The organism is Brevibacillus laterosporus (genome assembly GCF_030489605.1).
GTDB lineage: Bacteria > Bacillota > Bacilli > Brevibacillales > Brevibacillaceae > Brevibacillus_B > Brevibacillus_B laterosporus_E.
Genome location: NZ_JAUKFY010000003.1, coordinates 208,729 through 227,311, shown reverse-complemented (window position 1 = coordinate 227,311; position 18,583 = coordinate 208,729). Strand labels below are relative to the sequence as shown.

The 18,583-nt window shown below is 42.3% G+C and carries 15 protein-coding genes; 10 read left to right on the top strand and 5 right to left on the bottom strand.

The window, feature by feature from the left end:
- Positions 1–110: 110 nt before the first annotated feature.
- Positions 111–1,781, top strand: coding sequence for a glutamine--tRNA ligase/YqeY domain fusion protein (locus tag QZ995_RS04690; protein WP_301803717.1), 1,671 nt, complete (start codon positions 111–113; stop codon positions 1,779–1,781).
- Positions 1,782–1,869: 88 nt separating this feature from the next.
- Here QZ995_RS04690 and QZ995_RS04685 read toward each other — a convergent pair whose 3' ends face one another.
- The 4 genes from QZ995_RS04685 to QZ995_RS04670 form a co-directional block, all read right to left on the bottom strand.
- On the bottom strand, positions 1,870–2,649 hold the full coding sequence (locus QZ995_RS04685; RefSeq protein WP_301803715.1) for a DUF2705 family protein: 780 nt from the start codon (positions 2,647–2,649) through the stop codon (positions 1,870–1,872).
- Positions 2,650–2,651: 2 nt separating this feature from the next.
- Positions 2,652–3,566, bottom strand: a complete 915-nt coding sequence (locus tag QZ995_RS04680) for an ABC transporter ATP-binding protein (protein ID WP_301803714.1) — start codon at positions 3,564–3,566, stop codon at positions 2,652–2,654.
- 521 nt (positions 3,567–4,087) lie between these two features.
- Positions 4,088–4,696: an acetate uptake transporter gene (locus QZ995_RS04675; protein WP_301803712.1), complete on the bottom strand. Its 609-nt coding sequence runs from the start codon at positions 4,694–4,696 to the stop codon at positions 4,088–4,090.
- A gap of 237 nt (positions 4,697–4,933) precedes the next feature.
- The gene (locus tag QZ995_RS04670; protein ID WP_301803711.1) at positions 4,934–5,872 is read right to left on the bottom strand and encodes a DUF11 domain-containing protein; all 939 of its coding nucleotides are present in this window, start codon (positions 5,870–5,872) and stop codon (positions 4,934–4,936) included.
- A 634-nt stretch (positions 5,873–6,506) separates the two neighbouring features.
- On the opposite strand from QZ995_RS04670, the gene QZ995_RS04665 reads away from it, so the two are divergent.
- From QZ995_RS04665 to QZ995_RS04625, 9 genes are all read left to right on the top strand, one after another.
- Positions 6,507–8,024, top strand: coding sequence for an exosporium glycoprotein BclB-related protein (locus QZ995_RS04665; protein ID WP_301803709.1), 1,518 nt, complete (start codon positions 6,507–6,509; stop codon positions 8,022–8,024).
- 456 nt (positions 8,025–8,480) lie between these two features.
- Positions 8,481–9,734: a cation:dicarboxylate symporter family transporter gene (locus tag QZ995_RS04660; RefSeq protein WP_301803707.1), complete on the top strand. Its 1,254-nt coding sequence runs from the start codon at positions 8,481–8,483 to the stop codon at positions 9,732–9,734.
- A gap of 185 nt (positions 9,735–9,919) precedes the next feature.
- Positions 9,920–10,597 (top strand): uracil-DNA glycosylase, encoded by a 678-nt coding sequence (locus tag QZ995_RS04655; protein ID WP_301803706.1) that lies wholly within the window; start codon positions 9,920–9,922, stop codon positions 10,595–10,597.
- Positions 10,598–10,726: 129 nt separating this feature from the next.
- Positions 10,727–11,092: a DUF2294 domain-containing protein gene (locus tag QZ995_RS04650; RefSeq protein WP_003334154.1), complete on the top strand. Its 366-nt coding sequence runs from the start codon at positions 10,727–10,729 to the stop codon at positions 11,090–11,092.
- A 163-nt stretch (positions 11,093–11,255) separates the two neighbouring features.
- Positions 11,256–12,077: a formate dehydrogenase accessory sulfurtransferase FdhD gene (gene fdhD / locus QZ995_RS04645; protein WP_301803701.1), complete on the top strand. Its 822-nt coding sequence runs from the start codon at positions 11,256–11,258 to the stop codon at positions 12,075–12,077.
- A gap of 69 nt (positions 12,078–12,146) precedes the next feature.
- Positions 12,147–13,409, top strand: a complete 1,263-nt coding sequence (locus QZ995_RS04640; RefSeq protein ID WP_301803698.1) for a molybdopterin molybdotransferase MoeA — start codon at positions 12,147–12,149, stop codon at positions 13,407–13,409.
- A gap of 18 nt (positions 13,410–13,427) precedes the next feature.
- Positions 13,428–14,459, top strand: a complete 1,032-nt coding sequence (gene moaA / locus QZ995_RS04635; RefSeq protein WP_301803695.1) for a GTP 3',8-cyclase MoaA — start codon at positions 13,428–13,430, stop codon at positions 14,457–14,459.
- A gap of 290 nt (positions 14,460–14,749) precedes the next feature.
- Positions 14,750–16,642 carry an OPT family oligopeptide transporter gene (locus tag QZ995_RS04630; RefSeq protein ID WP_301803693.1) on the top strand — a complete coding sequence of 631 codons (1,893 nt, stop codon included), beginning with the start codon at positions 14,750–14,752 and terminating at the stop codon, positions 16,640–16,642.
- Between the two features lie 65 nt (positions 16,643–16,707).
- Positions 16,708–17,067, top strand: a complete 360-nt coding sequence (locus QZ995_RS04625) for a PqqD family protein (RefSeq protein ID WP_301803690.1) — start codon at positions 16,708–16,710, stop codon at positions 17,065–17,067.
- 53 nt (positions 17,068–17,120) lie between these two features.
- Here QZ995_RS04625 and QZ995_RS04620 read toward each other — a convergent pair whose 3' ends face one another.
- Positions 17,121–18,488, bottom strand: coding sequence for an aldehyde dehydrogenase (locus QZ995_RS04620; protein ID WP_301803688.1), 1,368 nt, complete (start codon positions 18,486–18,488; stop codon positions 17,121–17,123).
- Between the last annotated feature and the right edge of the window lie 95 nt (positions 18,489–18,583).

Genomic DNA, 18,583 nt, shown 5'->3' with positions numbered 1-18,583 from the left:
TAAAAAAGATCGGCTTATAAGCGAAGGTAGGTTGAACTAGAAAGTAGTAAACTGTATTATTTTACTTATACAAAATGGTACAAGGTACACGTTAACTTGGTGGAGAAAGGTTGATTTTAGTGGAAAACACTTCGGCATCATCAAATTTCATTCGTAACATAATTATTGATGATCTTGAATCAAAAAAGGTAGATGAGGTCGTGACAAGGTTTCCTCCAGAACCAAACGGCTACTTGCATATAGGACATGCCAAATCTATTTGCTTAAACTTTGAGTTGGCGAAGGAATTTAACGGCAAAGCATTTTTACGTTTTGATGACACGAATCCTACGAAAGAGGATCAGGAATATGTAGAATCCATCAAGGAAGACGTAAAGTGGCTCGGTTTTGAGTGGAATGAACTGTATTTTGCATCTAATTATTTCGAGGAAATGTATGAACGTGCTGTATTGCTGATTAAAAAGGGTAAAGCGTATGTTTGTGATTTATCCGCGGAGCAAATGAGAGAATATCGCGGTACGCTAACACAGCCAGGCAAGGAAAGCCCGTATCGCAATCGCAGTATCGAGGAGAATCTGGATTTGTTCGAGCGCATGCGTAAGGGTGAATTTGCGGATGGAGAAAAGGTGTTGCGGGCCAAGATTGACATGACTTCCCCGAACATCAACTTGCGTGACCCGGTTCTTTACCGTATCTCGCACGCTACTCACCATAACACGGGTGATACCTGGTGCATTTACCCGATGTATGACTATGCTCATCCATTAGAGGATGCAATTGAAGGGGTTACACACTCTATCTGTACTCTTGAGTTTGAAGACCATCGCCCTTTGTATGACTGGGTGGTCGCTGAAACAGAAATGAAGCATGTACCGCACCAATACGAATTTGCACGTTTGAATCTAACGCATACAGTAATGAGCAAGCGTAAATTAAAGCAGCTCGTTGATGAAAACATTGTGGATGGATGGGATGATCCGCGAATGCCAACGATCTCAGGATTGCGCCGCAGAGGATTTACCCCGGAATCTATCCGAACCTTTGCTAGAGAGATCGGTGTTGCTCGCAGCTACAGCGTAGTAGATTCTAAGATGCTGGATCATTTTATTCGTGAAGATCTAAAGCTAAAAGCACCGCGCACAATGGGAGTAGTAAAACCGCTTAAAGTGGTAATCACGAACTATCCAGAGGGACAAGTGGAGTGGCTCGAAGCTGAAATTAATCCGGAAAACCCAGAGATGGGCTCTCGCTTGATTCCGTTTACTCGTGAAATTTATGTAGAGCAAGACGATTTCATGGAAAACCCGCCAAGTAAGTATTTCCGACTATTCCCGGGAAATGAAGTTCGACTCAAGCATGCTTATTTCATTAAATGCAACGAGGTCATTAAGGATGAGAACGGCAATGTTGTAGAGCTTCACTGCACCTATGATCCTGAAACAAAGAGTGGCTCTGGTTTTACAGGACGTAAGGTAAAAGGGACGCTTCACTGGGTAGATGCAACGCATGCTATTCCTGCTGAGTTCCGTCTCTATGAACCATTGATTTTAGATGAAGAGGAAGAAGAGGGCAAAACCTTCCTTGATTATATAAATCCGTCATCGTTAGAGATTCTGCAAGGATTTGTAGAGCCGAATATGGCAGAGGCAAAACCTCAAGATAAATTCCAATTTTTCCGCCATGGGTACTTCAATGTTGATCCGAAGCACACAACCGTTGATAAACTGGTATTTAACTTGATTGTGTCACTGAAAAGTTCATTTGACCCAACGAAAAAATAAGCAAGCCCGATCAAGATAATCAAAAAAGCTGGTTCTTCCGTTCGAAGAGCCAGCTTTTTGTATCTTGTACGATTTATTTTTGAGAGGCTTATTGCACATCCCGGTTTTTGAAGATCAGGATGGATAAAAAAACCATCAGGGCAATATAAATAGCGATTATCATCAAGGAGAACCAGATGCCTAAATCGGGATAGGCAGGTACAGACAAACGAGAGACCAACGGATTGTCAGAATACGCTTGCAAGTCCAGATGATTGAAAATCAGAAACTTACCCCATACATATTTCTTGGTAAACATACTAACGATGGAACCGGAAAAGTATGCAATGATGGCTACACTAATCGCAAGTGCATTTGTTTTAAATATAGTTGCAGTGAAAAAAGATAGTGTAGCTAAAAATAATAATGCTGGAATGTTGTAGAAATACGCTTGTAGTAACGTTGTAAAATCTAAATCGGCCATTGATTCTGTTCCGAAAAAGACTACTCCTACCAGACTGCTAAATAGCATCAAAAATAAAGTAGCAGCAACTAACATGATAAGAACTGTCACATATTTAGAAAGCAAAATGGTTGTACGGCTGCTAGGACGAATCAATAGCTGTTTAATAGTGCCTTCTTTATATTCGTCCGTCAGGATTTGGGCACCTATAACAAGGCCAAATAGAGTAATTAAAAAGCCAAGACCAATTTGCATGAAGACCGAGAATCCAGCATAGCCAATGCTAGAAGTCATGTCTGTCGCATAAAATTTACCTATAAGTCCTGCTAATAAAACAAGAACGGCCAGTAAAGAGAAGAATAGCACGGTTTGTCTTTTCGCATTGAGCTTCATAATTTCATTTTGTATGAGATGGAAAAATTTCATCGCTATTTTCCTCCTTTTGTCAGGGCTAAGAAGCGATCTTCCAGCGACTTGGTTCTAATTTTAATCTGATAGATAGGGCAATTGCTCTCTACTAAGCGTTGTACAATTACCGGAATGTCCGATTTTTCGATCTGAAGCAGAAGAAGCTTGTCGCTCATTACTTCAACTGTCCAATCGTGCAGAACGTCTGCTGCTTGCTGACTGCTTTCTACTTCAAATTCAACAGACAGTCCTTTAACTTCTGTTGCCTGATTGTTAACAATCATTTCTTCAATAAATCGACCTTCTTGGATAACAAGAGCCCGGTCACACATAAGCTCCACTTCAGAGAGTAGGTGACTGGAGACTAGAATGGCGATATTTTCACGTTTGGCTAACTCCCGCAGATAGTCGCGGAGCTGGCGAATCCCTGCCGGGTCAAGGCCGTTTGTTGGTTCATCTAGAATCAAAATGGACGGATTGTGTAGCAGAGCTTGAGCAATTCCTAAGCGCTGACGCATCCCTAGCGAATAGGTTTTTACCTTTTGATTGATAGCACTTGTCAGCTCTACAAGGTCAATAATTTGATGAATGCGTTCCTTCGATACTGGCTGAACAGCCATCCGGGCGAAGTGGATCATGTTCTGCATCCCGGTCATATAGCCATAGAGTTCAGGGTTCTCAACAATAGCACCGACATGAGCCATTGCTTTTGACCGATCTTTTTTTATATTGTAACCCTCCACATATATTTCGCCTTCCGTAATGGAAGAGAGACCAACAATCATGCGAATGGTGGTAGTTTTACCAGAACCATTGGGACCAAGAAAACCGTATACCTCTCCACGTTGTACGGAGAATGTCAGGTCTTTTACAAGTGTTTTCCCCGCGACTCTTTTTGTCACGTTTTCCAATTTCACCACTGGTTGGTTAGACATTCATTTTCCTCCCACATTTTTTAATATTCTTCTATTGCCAAAAGAAATAGACATAGAACACCCTTTTTTTGCTTTTACTAGACTATTATAGTTGAAAAACCTTTCATTGGACTTAACCTACTCTTAAACTTACCTTAAATAAGTGAATGTTACCATTTCAAAGGCGTTTTTATTTGTTGATTTTATCTGAAAAATTAGCAAAACGATATTAAGGTTAGACGTTACATCAGAAAAGGAAGGTAGAGTGTAGATGACCACCAGGAAATATCCTCTAGATCAACAAGTGAGCGGTTATTTGGGCAAGGGAAGATTACGTAACTTCGTGTAATTCCTTTCCCGGTGAAAGGGAAACTGCAACGGGTGCAGGACCTCTTTTTATTGGGCATGGGCGCATTGTAACGAAACGGTTGAGGTACCCCTAATCCAAATTGTCTATGAACTCTATTCTAAAGGGTAATGCATGTTTAAAAGCCGCCTGCGCGATGCACAAGCGGCTATATAAGAACTAAGTAACCAGTTTTTTATTTTTTAAAGATGCCCATTGGTTTGCCGACTGGCAAGAATTCACGGCCGAAATGTGCATTAAGTACACAAGCAGCAGAACCATAGAATGATGATATAGAAATAAGTAGCTCTGATACTCCAGCAAGAGTATGCATTGGACCTTTAGCGATGCCAAGACTACTGAAAGTAAGCCCAATAAATAAGAGATCAATGAAAACAAAGATGATGAACAGGACTTTATTTGTTTCAGTGGCACCAATTGTCATGAATATGCTAAAGATGAGATATCCAAGGAAAGCCATTCCTAGATGTTTTCCATCTACCTTGGCAGCCATTTCCGCCCCGAAAACCCCCATCTGAATCATCCAAGATAATGCCATAGCAAACCAGAAAAAAGCAAAAGCACCGAAAGCGGTAGTACCAAAAATATTATTGCGTTTCGAATCATTGATGCAAGCAAATAACTGTGCAAATGCTCCTAAGAAAATAGCCCACGGTACAACCATGGATAGGCCTTCAGTGAAGCCGAGTTTTTGCATAGAAGCTACCAATGTTACCATCGCTAAACCAAACAAACCTAATGCTGATGGATCGCAGTTGGTAATCTTCACGGATTGAGTATTCATCCTAGTGTGTTCCTCCCTATATATCTTGCTGCGAAAAAATACTTACTTATTCTAAGGCAAGGATAAGGGAATTTGCTATTGTAAATTCTAACAAATGTGTTACATCGATATATTTGTTATATTCAAAAAACAACAACCGGCTTTTTTCTTAGAAAAGCTGTTTTTCATATAGGGGTAAACACAAAGAAAGCAGCCCTGTTGATTGTCAGGTCTGCTTTTTTAGATAAAGAAGATAAACTACTCCTCAGTGCATGTTTTACTAGTGCTGGATTCAAAACAACTGCTGGAACGGCTGGAATAGCTGGAATGGCTAGAGTGACTGGAATGACTAGAATGACTAGTATAGCTAGAACGGCTAGACGAGGTTTTACACGTATCAGAATGACTGAAGGAGGAGTCACAAGAATGAGAGTGGGAATGTGAGCAGCTCGAACTAGATTTGTGATGGTGGTGATGGCACTTTTTCCTCACTAGAACAAGGACTCGCACAATCGCTGTCGAATGGCAAATCGGATCTATTACCAAGACTGTAAAAATATCTTTTCCAGTAAAATCGTGTTTTGGTTTATAAGCGTATCGACCATCGATTAAGAGTTTAAGACAACCGTGTTTTGGGGAGGACAGAAGTTTAAATAAGAGAGTGTTTCGGCTTGGATTAGCAATTCTAATAAATGATTTAACTCCTTCGCCTTTACAAACGATGATTCCGTTATTTGCTGCTTGTAGTGGAATGCAGGCTCCTTGGAAAGGAATCGCCACTACATTGGACAGGACAGTAATAGGAACTCGGTGCCTTTTTGAAAAGATTAGTGTACCCGTTAATCTTGCTTGACTGATGATTTTGGCTGGTGATGGAACAGAGACTACCCGGAATTGATAAGTAACACTTACGGATTTTACTTTTTCAGGAATGGTTCCAAGACTGATGCCAGTTACGGGTGAAGCACCGGGTTGAGGGAATCCATTTACAGTGACGCTATTTGGTACAAACACAGTGCCTGCAGGAGTTTCATTAAACAAAAAGGCGTTAGTCAAAATCCCCTTACTTTTTTTATTAAGTATTCGAGCTGTGAATGTAATGATGCTCCCAACTGCGACAAATGAGGTATTAGCTGAGAATTTAACAATAATTTTTTTGTCGGGATGATGGTCACAATCGCGTGATGAGATATTCACGGTAATTTGTTCACCTCCAGGATTATTAAAAAATGGGGTAGCCCGAGCTTTAGTCGACGATTGTAGAGTAATAATCCGGGCTACTCACATGAGGCAACCTGGTATTCTTATTAACTGGTTACCCATAATGCTTATCATCTTTTAAAAGGAAAAAGATGATATATACAGAGTGAAGCTAAGAATTGCTTGTGGGTAAATCTGGTAATCGGTGCGGGTGGTATTAGGAATTACATGATAGGAGCGAAACCACATTTGCTTTCCCTACATTTTTCAAAGAAGGAAAATATACTGTGTGCAGATCGCCTCTTTAGCCAGATGAAGTTTTCCGTAGCCATAGCTAAAGGGAGAACATAGGAGACAGGAGGAAGGGTGTAGGGATGTAAACGCAAATATGGTACCTCCTTTAACTAAGATAGTTATGTATATGTGTCGTTATGGTAGAAGGGTCACGATCAAACTTGGTTTAGGTTAAAAATGGTCATATGTAATAGGGATAGTAGTCTAGTGATATCGTAAAAAGATGATTGTAAGGCCTATTTTTTGCAAGCGAATAAACATTTTGAAAATTAATGATAACCGAGTCTTTGGTTTTTCCATAAGATATTACATCTTACTTAATGGAGGTGTGATTTTTTTGCGATACGATAATCTTGATGATTTGCAAAAGATTAAAGATGGATTGATTGAATCTGAATTATTTCACTTTATGCGTCGAAATCCAACAGACAAACACAAAATGCACGCTCGACATTGTACGTCCAGCTTTTCTACATCTACATGCACACATTTCACCACTTTTTGTCCGATAACAGGTCCGACAGGTCCGACAGGTCCGACAGGTCCGACAGGTCCGACAGGTCCGACAGGTCCGACAGGTCCGACAGGTCCAACAGGAGCTACGGGAGCAACAGGAGCCACAGGAGCTACGGGACCAACAGGAGCGACAGGAGCTACGGGAGCGACAGGAGCCACGGGAGCAACAGGAGCTACGGGAGCCACGGGAGCCACAGGAGCCACAGGAGCGACAGGAGCCACAGGAGCCACAGGAGCGACAGGAGCGACAGGAGCCACGGGAGCGACAGGAGCCACGGGAGCCACAGGAGCGACAGGAGCGACAGGAGCCACGGGAGCGACAGGAGCCACGGGAGCCACAGGAGCGACAGGAGCGACAGGAGCCACGGGAGCGACAGGAGCCACAGGAGCCACAGGAGCCACAGGAGCTACGGGAGCGACAGGAGACCCAGGAGCCACGGGAGCCACGGGAGCCACGGGAGCGACAGGAGCGACAGGAGCCACGGGAGCGACAGGAGCCACGGGAGCCACAGGAGCCACGGGAGCGACAGGAGCCACGGGAGCCACAGGAGCCACAGGAGCGACAGGAGCGACAGGAGCCACGGGAGCGACAGGAGCCACGGGAGCCACAGGAGCGACAGGAGCGACAGGAGCGACAGGAGCCACGGGAGCGACAGGAGCCACGGGAGCGACAGGAGCCACAGGAGCCACAGGAGCCACGGGAGCCACAGGAGCGACAGGAGCGACAGGAGCCACGGGAGCCACGGGAGCCACAGGAGCCACCGGCCCAACCGGTCCAACAGGCCCAACCGGTCCAACCGGTCCAACAGGCCCAGCCGGCGGAGGTTCAATCATTCCATTCGCATCCGGTCTTCCTCTTGCATTAACTACGCTTGCCGGTGGCCTTGCTGGAACAGTTGGATTAGTTGGTTTTGGTAGTTCAGCCCCAACAGTATTTGCCCTTGGAAACACTATCGATTTAACCGGAGCAGCAGGTACACTTCTCAACTTTGCTTATTCTGTGCCACGTGACGGTATTATTACGTCTATCTCAGCATACTTTAGTACCACATTAGCTCTTACTATACTTGGAGGTTCAGTAACGATCACAGCTCAGCTCTTCAGTTCACCTACTCCTAATAACATCTTCACCCCAATTCCAGGAGCGATTGTGACCTTAGCGCCTCCTCTTACAGGGGTTATCTCGATTGGTACGATAAGTAATGGCCTTACCACAGGCTTAGCAATACCAGTAACAGCAGAAACGCGTCTATTAATGGTGTATTCCATCACTTCTACTGGTTTAACAGTAGCCACTGCTGTCTCAGGTTATGCAAGTGCAGGTGTGACTATCGTATAATTCAATATGGATGAAATATCCCTCGAAGCTTGAGGGATATTTTTTTGTTTCATAATAGGCAATTTTTTGTTAAATGGATGTATCCAGAATGAATGGGGAATAAATAATCCAAAGGTAATACAGCCCTATAAATCGCTAATTATCGCTTTTACTTTACTGCATAGAGAATGATTCATTGTCAATTAAACTTGTTACATATTGGAACTGAATATGCGCTCAGTTGTGAAAATATATTGTCTACTCGCTAGAGGATTGATAAGATAAGTAAGCGATCACATTTCAACAAAATTAAATAACAAGTACATTCATATTTATACGAATAATGGTATACCCCTGTTTTATAACTTTTTTCACTTAGTGTAATCGAATTTTTTCCCCAATGATCGTAGGTTACTTTTTCTCAATCACCGTACATTTTTTGTAAATATTTTAAGTTTTTGTTAGCGAGGTGCAGGAATGAAAAAATATGGTTTAGCAGTGCAAATCCTTATTGGTCTTGTATTAGGTATTACAGTTGGTGCAATTTTTTATAATAATCCTGTTATAGAAAGTTATCTAAAGCCCATTGGGGATATTTTTCTACACTTGATTAAAATGATCGTAGTCCCAATTGTAATTGCTAGCTTAATTGTCGGCGTAGCAGGTGTAGGCGACATAAAGAAACTAGGAAAAATTGGCGGTAAGACAATCTTGTATTTCGAGATCATTACTACAATTGCTATTGTCGTAGGTTTACTTGCAGCTAACGTCTTCAAGCCTGGTATCGGGGTTAACATGGCTGAGTTGACTAAGACTGATATCAACAAATATGTTCAAACGGCAGATCAAGCCACTCATCATAGCTTTATAGATACTTTTGTCAATATTGTCCCTACAAATGTGTTTGAGGCTATGGGTAAAGGGGACATGCTGGCGATTATTTTCTTCTCTGTTTTGTTTGGACTAGGTGTAGCAGCAATTGGAGAAAAAGGCAAACCAGTATTACAGTTCTTCCAAGGTGTGGCAGACGCCATGTTCTGGGTAACGAATCAGATTATGAAATTTGCTCCGTTTGGTGTGTTCGCTTTAATTGGAATTACAGTATCTAAGTTTGGCTTGCAATCGCTTGTCCCATTGGCCAAGCTCATGATTTTGGTATATGGAGCGATGTTCTTCTTTATTATCGTGGTGCTAGGTATTGTAGCCAGAATTAGTGGAATTCGCATCTTTACGATAATGAAAATATTAAAAGATGAAATGCTGCTGGCTTATACAACAGCTAGCTCAGAGACTGTATTGCCTAAGATTATGGAGAAGATGGAGAAATTCGGCTGTCCAAAGGCAATTACTTCCTTTGTGGTTCCGACTGGATATTCCTTCAATCTAGATGGCTCCACACTCTATCAAGCAATCGCAGCTATTTTCATCGCCCAAATGTACGGTATGGACCTATCTCTCTATCAACAGATTACACTAATGCTGGTTCTGATGGTAACATCTAAAGGAATTGCAGGTGTACCGGGGGTATCCTTTGTTGTATTGCTTGCTACGCTGGGAACCGTAGGAATTCCGTTGGAGGGCTTAGCGTTTATCGCAGGGATTGACCGTTTGCTAGATATGGCACGAACTGTTGTTAACGTAATTGGTAATGCCTTAGCTGTTGTAGTTATTTCGAAATGGGAAAAAGAATACGATCCCGAAAAAGGAAAGCAATATGTTGCTACTCTCTAAAGGGATAAATTGAATAAGAACAAAAAGGTTGTCGGCAGAAGTCGGCAACCTTTTGTTGTATATGGTACGCATGGCATGGGGAATCTATTGCGTCAAACCATGATTGCTAGGGTAAGGGCAGAGACTTGGCGATTTTTTACTTTTACTTTATGCTTAAGAAGTAAAAAAGCGGGGAGGTAAGATATATGGCTATTTTAAAAAACGACTGGGCTCCGTTGTTAGAGGATGAATTTCAGAAACCTTACTATTTACGATTGCGAGAGTTTTTGCGAAACGAATATGCTACGAAAACGATATATCCAGATAAATATGATATTTTTAATGCTTTGCATCATACGCCTTATCAACAGACGAAGGTAGTTATTTTAGGACAAGACCCTTATCATGGTCCCAATCAAGCACATGGATTAAGCTTTTCAGTTAATCCAGGCACGAAAATACCTCCTTCTCTCGTAAATATTTATAAAGAATTGCGAGACGACCTAGGGTGTATCATTCCGAATCATGGATATTTAGTCTCCTGGGCAAAGCAAGGCGTTCTTTTGTTAAACACAGTACTTACAGTTAGAGATGGAGAAGCCAATTCTCATAAGGGGAGAGGCTGGGAGCTTTTCACTAATCGCGTGATTGAAGAGATAAACAAGCGAGATAAGCCAGTGGTCTTTATTTTATGGGGAAGACATGCTCAAGATAAAAAAAGTATGATTGATACCAATAGACATTATATTTTGGAATCTGTTCATCCAAGTCCGTTATCTGCGAGTAGGGGATTTTTCGGTACTAAACCGTTCTCAAAAGCGAATCAATTTCTTGTAAAAATAGGAGAAGAACCAATTGATTGGCAAATTCCCCCGTTAAGCTAGATGCGAACGGAAGGAATTGTTTTCTATGCAGCTAGTCGTTTTTATACAGATGATTGCAATTGCCTAATCAGATCGATACTGTTAGAATTTATGAAATAGGTATATATTTGAATAAGTGAGTTGGATAACATGACGAACTATGAAGCTGAATTTAGCAATTTGGTCAGGACATTTCGCAAACGTCATATGGGTAAGGGACCTAGTCAAATAAAAACTACATTTTGCAAAAACTGGGCGATCTGTGAAATGCAAGGGAATCTTTCTCCCGTAGAAAAATTTATTGCAACGGCAGATACAGGTAAGCAAATGCTTCGTTCAGCTAGGACTGAAATGGTCAAGGAGATGTACCAGAAAACGCGTCCTGTGGAGATGGAAGAGCTTCTTGGAGCCAAGTTTATAGACCTATTCGTAGATATTGATATTGAAAGTGACTTTGGGATGTCCATTTTTGTTTTTGACCAAGATATTGAGCGCAAATTTGGATCGGATCGCTAATCATAAGCTTACTTATATTTCATTAAGAGCAGTTGGAACTTGGTAGCGTACCTGCTAAAGACTAACCGCCGCAAGTTGCCTCCTTGTATATCAAGGTAGGTTTAGCTTGTGGCATTTTTTATTTGGTTAAAAGGTCTATTACATGGATGGAGGGAAGAGGGCTATGAGCAAGAAAGTATCAACCTTACGTGCCATCATGAGATACGATGGAGAGGTTTTCCAGGACATAGACGATGAAATTGCCTGTGAATATCCATTAACCATCATGGTAAATGGAATGGAATTTGCAACTATGGTATGTACGCCCGAGCATATGGAGGAGCTTCTTCTTGGGTTCCTCGCATCAGAAGGGATTATTAGATTTCCAGATGATGTAGAGTCATTTTCCATCAATCAGGGAACAGGTTTTGCTTATGTAGAGGTAAAAAATAAAGGCAAGCTTTCACCCCAGCATTCCAAGCGTTTTATCGGCTCCTGCTGCGGTAAAAGCCGGCAGTTTTATTTGCAAAATGATGTTCGAACCGCTAAAACCATCATGTCAAAGCAGCAAATTAGCGTTCAAGATTGCCAGACGATGATTAAGCATATGCAAGAGCATTCCTCTTTTTTTAAGCAAACAGGCGGTGTCCATAATGCTGCCTTATGCAATAAAGAAGGAGTCGTGGTGACAAGAACCGATATTGGGAGACACAATGCCCTGGACAAGATCTATGGATTTTGCTTGCAGAATCGGATTGGTTTATCGGATAAGGTTATTGCCTTTAGTGGAAGGATATCCTCAGAGGTATTGTTAAAGGTGGCGAAAATTGGTGTAGGAATTGTTCTCTCCAAATCAGCACCTACAGATCTTGCACTTGATCTTGCAGAAGAGCTGGGTATTACAACAGTGGGGTTTATCAGGGGGAATACACTTAATGTATACACGCATCCAAAACGAATCATCGAGACACAGCCTGTAAAATGTGAAAGCTCTTATGATGTATAATATGTTGTAAGGACAAACATAATGGGCGTTTATAAAGAACCTGTACACTAAAGGAAAGTGTGACATATTATGAATAGAACTCACCGATTTCAACGAAAAGCTCTTCCGGTTGAAGAAGCACAAAAGCGCATTCTTTCCCGCATAACAATCATGAATACAGAAGAGATTTCATTAGTTGACAGTATAGGAAGAAGATTAGCCGAGCCTATATATGCCACTAATAATATTCCCGCTTTCCCAAGGGCAGGTATGGATGGGTATGCTATTAGGTGTGAAGGAATTGAGAAGGCTACACCAGCAGAGCCGCTTACCTATCGAATTGTGGGAGATATTGCAGCAGGGAGTGCCCCCGCTATGAAGCTGAACAAGGGGGAAGCTGTTCGAATTATGACCGGCGCTAGCGTTCCTGAAGGTGCTAATGCAGTGGTTATGTTTGAACAAACACAGGAATACGAACAAAATGAACAAGCTTTTGTACAGGTCAAACATAATGTGGGACAAGATCAGAATATTGCACAGGTAGGAGAAGAAATCCAAGAGGGGCAGATCATCATTGAGTCTGGGAGAATCATTCAGCCGGGTCAAATGGCATTGCTGTCTACATTTGGCTATCATCGTGTAAAGGTATTTGCCCAGCCTAAAGTAGGTATTTTTGCTACAGGGACGGAATTGCTGCCAATTGATGAACCTCTGCAGCCTGGCAAAATTCGCAATAGCAACAGCTATATGATCCAAGCATTGGTGGAAGCCTCTGGTGCAACCCCTTGTCTATACGGAATTATTCCAGACAACAAGGAACAAGCAAAGGCTTTATTGGAAGAAGCTTTTCAAGAGATGGATATTGTTATTACCACAGGTGGCGTATCAGTTGGTGATTATGATATTATGGCAGAAATCTTTCGCGAACAAAGGGAAGAGATGCTGTTTAACCGGGTATCCATGAGACCTGGCAGTCCTACCTCAGCAGCAGTCATTCATAACAAATTACTATTTGGCTTGTCCGGGAATCCGGGGGCATGTTTTGTTGGTTTTGAATTGTTTGTTAAGCCGGCTATTCGGGCCATGCTGGGTGCTAAAGAGTCCCTTCCTGCTGTAATGGAAGCCTTTTTAGCTACTGATTATGAGAAAGGCTCTCCCCATGTGCGTTACGAACGTGGCAAATTATGGATAGAAAAGGGAATAGCTAAGGTAAAGTCGATTGGTGTGACTAAATCAAGCCACATGCTATCTATACAGGATGCCGATTGTCTTCTTAAGATCCCTTCAGGTAAATCAGGAGCAGCTAAAGGAGATTTAATTCAGGTAATCCCACTTCAGTACGATGTCACCTAAGGAAGGGAGCTGTGGCCAATGGACCAGAAGATTTCACATACAAAAGTAACTGACCAATTGCAACGTCCATTGCGAGATCTACGCATTTCTGTTACCGATAAGTGCAATTTTAGGTGCCGTTATTGCATGCCAGAGGAAATTTTCCACAAGGATTTTCAGTTCCTTCCCAAAGAGAAGCTGCTCTCGTTCGAAGAAATAGAACGGCTAACTCGCATTTTTGTAGGTATGGGTGTTGAAAAAATCCGATTAACCGGCGGGGAACCCTTATTGCGTAAGGATGTAACAATCTTGATCCAAAACATCAGGCAGATTGAAGGCGTAAAGGATATCGCACTGACAACTAACGGTTCGCTGCTAGAAAAGTTTGCCCTCCCTCTAAAGGAAGCAGGACTTGATCGAGTATCGGTAAGCTTGGACAGTCTTGATGATGATCGGTTTGGCTATATGAATGGGCGGGGAATTAAAGTAAGTACGGTGTTAAAAGGCATCGAGGCCGCACAAAAAGCAGGGCTCGGGATCAAGGTAAACATGGTAGTGCAAAAAGGAGCAACAGATCAGGATATACTTCCTATGGCTCGCTATTTTAAGGAAGCTGGGATCACACTGCGATTTATTGAGTTTATGGATGTCGGAAATGCAAATGGCTGGGAACTGAGACAGGTGGTACCGAGCCGATATATTCTAGAGATGATTAATCAGGAAATGCCGGTAGAACCAGTAGAGGCTGATTATTTTGGGGAGGTTGCCAAACGTTACCGCTATGTAGGAACCCAAACAGAGATTGGATTTATCTCTTCGGTCACACAAGCCTTCTGCTCCTCCTGTACAAGAGCCCGCCTGTCTGCCGAAGGTTATATATATATGTGTTTATTTGCTACAGAAGGAATAGATTTAAGAAGTCGCCTCCGCGATGGAACCACGGATGAAGAATTGACGCGCTATATTCAACAGCTATGGTCAGATCGCAAGGATCGCTATTCGGAAGAACGTCTGTCAGCTACACAGGGGTTACCGCGGAAAAAGGTGGAAATGTCTCATATAGGTGGTTAAATAGACGTATTCAATCTAAAAAAGACAATCAGAAAGAGGATACAAGGACTTCCTAGTGGAGGAAATCAGTATCCTTTTTCTTTTTTGGCCTCAATAAAGGAGCTAGAAGCTATGTGTTAGCATAAGAAACTAGCAGACCTGAAATAACAGAGCGGAACACTTTACAGTTTGACCAATAAATGGTTTTGGTGTAAATAATAAGATGTATTATATTTTATTTTGTTGCCATTGTTCTTAAAAATCAAAAAATTAAGAACTGTCGAATCCATTTAAAGTTAGGGGGACCTTTTATGAATGGTGGAAAATCTAATTCTTCCTCATTCGTCCCGTATGTTCCTGCATCACGTTCTTTGCCAGAGCTTACTGTGGTTGCAGTCGTATTGGGATTAATCTTAGCTGTTGTTTTTGGAGCAGCCAATGCCTATTTAGGCCTTAAAATTGGTTTAACAGTCAGTGCATCTATCCCGGCTGCTGTTATTTCAATGGCGATTTTACGTGGTATTTTGCGTCGCGAGTCTATCTTAGAGAACAATATTGTGCAAACAATGACAACTGCTGGTGAAGCGGTTGCGGCAGGTGCTATTTTTACGTTGCCGGCTTTGTTTCTATGGAATGCTGTGCCTAGTCAATTAACCATCAGCTTTATTGTGTTAACAGGTGGTTTTTTAGGCGTATTAATGATGATACCGTTACGTCGTCTGTTGATTGTAAACGAGCATCAAACACTGCCATACCCGGAAGGTACTGCCTGCGCGGAAGTTCTGATTTCTGGTGAAAAAGGGGGCAACAGCGCTAAGCTGGTCTTTACGGGATTCGGACTAGGTGCTTTAGTAAAAGCATTAGGCGATGGATTTAAGCTATTTAAAACCGAAGTTGAGACAGGCATTGCCAATTTTAAAAATGCATTGATTGGATTGGATACATATCCAGCTCTGCTTGGCGTGGGATATATTATTGGCCCCAAAGTGTCTGGAGAGATGATGGCGGGCGGAATACTTGCGTGGGTTGTAATGATACCAATGATTAGCTTTTTTGGTATGCATAATTCCGAGGCAATTCAGCCAGCTTCCGGTATGATTGCTTCCATGGATGCATGGGCTATCTGGGGAGACTATATTCGTTATATTGGTGCGGGTGCTGTGGCTACAGGCGGTTTAATTAGCTTAATCAAAACGTTACCAATCTTATATTATTCATTGCGTGATACACTTGCAGGTTTAGACAAAAGCAATAAACAATCGCTAGTGGAGCGTACCGATCGTGATATTTCGAAGACATGGCTCTTACTCGGGATAATAGCAATCATCTTATTAATTGCCTTTTCACCGTTTACCGAAGTAGGGATGATAGGGGCTATAGCTATTGCCGTTTTTGGATTTTTGTTCGTTACAGTGGCTTCGCGTATCGTTGGGCTGATAGGTAGCTCCTCCTCACCTGTCTCAGGAATGACGATTGCTACCTTACTAATTGTTACAGTGGTATTTAAATCAATGGGTGTAACGGGTCAAACAGGAATGGTCACTGCTTTAATTGTCGGAGCGATCGTGTGTACTGCACTTGCTGTCGCCGGTGATATTTCTCAAGATTTAAAAACAGGCTATTTGGTCGGAGCTACTCCGTGGAAACAACAGATGGCTATGATGCTCGGGGTGTTGATCTCTGGTCTGGTCATAGGTTATGTCCTTGTTATTTTACATGAAACATATGGAATGGGGACCAAGGATTTAGCGGCGCCAAAGGCAGTTCTAATGAAAATGGTAATTGAAGGGCTTATGGATAATAACTTGCCGTGGGATTTAATCTTTATTGGAGCGGCTACCGCAATTTGTGTTGAATTCTTAGGCCTTCATTCCTTGACTGTAGCAGTAGGAATTTATTTACCGATTCACACCAGTGCCCCGATTATGGTGGGAGGCTTGGTTCGTTGGCTAGTGGAATATTGCTCAAAGGATAAAAGCCGCAGAAATCTGCGTTTGGAAAGAGGAACGCTGTTTGCATCTGGTCTAATTGCTGGTGAGTCGCTTTTAGGGGTAGTTATTGCCATGCTCATTTCAGCGAAAATAACGATGCCCGAGCATGTTATGTTTGAAAGCGGCTTGGTCAGCACGGTTATTTTTGCAATAGTAGCAGTTGTCCTTTTCTGGGTGTCCATGCGTGCCAAAGAGCGGAACAGCAGCCTTTAATACCCTTATATCAGGTGTCAATTCCTATGGAACTTGCTTATTACTAAAGTGTAGGTGAGAGCAGCATGCGGATTTTTGCAAAGAAACAGCATCGCAATCTATTGACGATGAGGCCTATTTTGGCAAAACGAATTACGCTGGAGAAAACAGAAGAGGGCATTTCTACCGTGATTATCCCTCGCGATAGCTGGTTGGAACGATTGTCTGTGCGGTATTTGGGACAGCCTGCCGTTTTCCGTATTAAGCTAGATACGCTTGGAAGTTACGTTATTGCTAGATGTACAGGTTCGCATACGGTAGCAGAAATTGCCGAGGAAATTAGACATGAATTTGGGGAACAAGCAGAGCCCGTGCTACCAAGGCTAAGCCAATTTTTGCAAATGATTGACTCGAATCAATGGGTAACGTGGAGAGAGCGCGAGTAAAAGCAGAGCCAATGACTGATCAGATGAGATCAATCATTGGCTCATTTTATGATTTATTTAAAAAACCATTTCAGCTTTTTTAAAGCTTGCTTGGTTGTATGATAGCGAACAGGAATATCAAAGAGCGTAGTTTGCTTCAGCACACTTTTTTGGTGGGAGAAAATTTCGAAGCTTCTTTTTCCATGATAGCTACCGATACCGCTATTGCCAACCCCTCCAAATGGTAAATAGGGAGTAGCAATATGAAAGACCGTATCATTAATACAACCGCCACCAAAGGAGAGATGGGACAGGACCTGTTTCTTTGTCTCTTTATTTTCTGTGAAAAGATAAAGAGCGAGTGGCTTCGGCTGCGCATTTACCTTAGAAATCGCTTCAGTCAGCTCATCGTAGGTTAGGATGGGGAGAATAGGTCCAAAAATCTCGTCCTGCATGACCGGATCCTGCCAAGTTACGTTATCTATAAGAGTAGGCTCAATCGCTAACGTACTGGGGTTTGCATTTCCCCCATGGATGACCTTTTTCTGATCCAGATACGAAAGCAATCGCTCAAAATGTCGGTTATTCACAATGTGAGTATAATCAGAGTTCTGTAAGGCATCGGGATAAAGCTCTTGAATAAAGATTTTGAGCTGTCTTATGAGTTCCTGTTTTACTGAGGAGTCCACGAGTAAATAATCGGGTGCTACACAGGTTTGGCCAGCATTTAAAAATTTTCCCCAAACAATTCGCTTAGCAGCCAAACGCAGGTTAGCATCTCGATGTACGATGCACGGACTTTTTCCGCCTAATTCGAGTGTTATCGGAGTTAGATGCTTGGAGGCAGCTTCCATTATCATACGGCCAACAGGAACACTGCCTGTAAAAAAGATATAATCAAACTTCTCTGCTAGCAACTGATTACTGACTTCAATCCCGCCCTCTACTACACGTATAAATTCTGCAGGGAAGGTCTGTTCGATTAACCGCCGAATAAGATTGGAGGTTCTAGGTGTAAGCTCTGACGGCTTGACAACGGCACAATTCCCGGCAGCAATAGACCCGATTAACGGTAACAAGGCGAGTTGAAATGGATAGTTCCACGGGGCAATAATCAATGTGACGCCATAGGGTTCAGAATAAATGTAGCCCTTGGAACCGAAGTGTGTAAGTGCTGTCTTGACTCGTTTCGGCTTTACCCAGCCCTGTAAATGTTTACAGACATAACGAATCTCCTCTAGCACGATTCCGATTTCAGTTGAGTAGGATTCAAATTGTGATTTATGCAAATCGGCCTGTAGAGCTTCATAGATTTCTTGTTCGTGCAAGATAATGGCCTTGCGTAATTTTTGGAGTGCTTCTATTCGGAATGCAGCATGTTTTGTTTGCTGCGTGTGAAAGAATTGATGCTGCTTGGTTAATAATTCTTGAATAGGGTTCATAAGCGCCTCCTTTCATTTTCCCAACGTATCATGAGTTTATCATTGGCAAAATGTCGAATCAAATATTGCACGAATACTTAGATAATTAAATGTAA

What these genes read in the sequence shown, in the direction of transcription:
- QZ995_RS04655 (WP_301803706.1), top strand. Translation starts at nt 9,920, where the DNA reads ATGGCTATTTTAAAAAACGACTGGGCTCCGTTGTTAGAGGATGAATTT.
- QZ995_RS04660 (WP_301803707.1), top strand. Translation starts at nt 8,481, where the DNA reads ATGAAAAAATATGGTTTAGCAGTGCAAATCCTTATTGGTCTTGTATTA.
- QZ995_RS04675 (WP_301803712.1), bottom strand. Translation starts at nt 4,696, where the DNA reads ATGAATACTCAATCCGTGAAGATTACCAACTGCGATCCATCAGCATTA.
- QZ995_RS04680 (WP_301803714.1), bottom strand. Translation starts at nt 3,566, where the DNA reads ATGTCTAACCAACCAGTGGTGAAATTGGAAAACGTGACAAAAAGAGTC.
- QZ995_RS04640 (WP_301803698.1), top strand. Translation starts at nt 12,147, where the DNA reads ATGAATAGAACTCACCGATTTCAACGAAAAGCTCTTCCGGTTGAAGAA.
- fdhD (WP_301803701.1), top strand. Translation starts at nt 11,256, where the DNA reads ATGAGCAAGAAAGTATCAACCTTACGTGCCATCATGAGATACGATGGA.
- QZ995_RS04625 (WP_301803690.1), top strand. Translation starts at nt 16,708, where the DNA reads ATGCGGATTTTTGCAAAGAAACAGCATCGCAATCTATTGACGATGAGG.
- QZ995_RS04685 (WP_301803715.1), bottom strand. Translation starts at nt 2,649, where the DNA reads ATGAAATTTTTCCATCTCATACAAAATGAAATTATGAAGCTCAATGCG.
- moaA (WP_301803695.1), top strand. Translation starts at nt 13,428, where the DNA reads ATGGACCAGAAGATTTCACATACAAAAGTAACTGACCAATTGCAACGT.
- QZ995_RS04630 (WP_301803693.1), top strand. Translation starts at nt 14,750, where the DNA reads ATGAATGGTGGAAAATCTAATTCTTCCTCATTCGTCCCGTATGTTCCT.
- QZ995_RS04650 (WP_003334154.1), top strand. Translation starts at nt 10,727, where the DNA reads ATGACGAACTATGAAGCTGAATTTAGCAATTTGGTCAGGACATTTCGC.
- QZ995_RS04620 (WP_301803688.1), bottom strand. Translation starts at nt 18,488, where the DNA reads ATGAACCCTATTCAAGAATTATTAACCAAGCAGCATCAATTCTTTCAC.